Source organism: Microvirga pakistanensis (assembly GCF_004458765.1).
In the GTDB taxonomy this organism is placed as follows: Bacteria; Pseudomonadota; Alphaproteobacteria; order Rhizobiales; family Beijerinckiaceae; genus Microvirga; species Microvirga pakistanensis.
In genome coordinates this window covers 1-223 of record NZ_SPJX01000182.1, presented here as the reverse complement: position 1 = coordinate 223, position 223 = coordinate 1, and the positions used below count along the sequence as shown (strand labels likewise).

Below are 223 nucleotides of genomic sequence, written 5' to 3'. Positions count from 1 at the left end.
AGGGCGTATGAAGGCGTGTCGCCCATCAGAGCAGCCCTGGCGGCCAGCAGCAGCGCCTCACCCAGCTCGCGTGCATGCTCGGCCGTCATGGCGACCGGCATCTGCCGGCGCACCCCCTGCTCGTACTCCTCCGGCGTGGTGGCCATCTCGATCACCATCATGGCGTCCCGCCCATCGAGCGTGCCAACGGAAAACGACGTGAGTGCGCAGATCAAGTCCATGT

The 223-nt window shown here is 66.4% G+C and carries 1 protein-coding gene; it reads right to left on the bottom strand.

Annotated features, from left to right (window positions below):
• The coding region (locus tag E4K09_RS28925) for a hypothetical protein (protein WP_166802216.1) at positions 1 to 223 on the bottom strand (223 nt) is incomplete at both ends.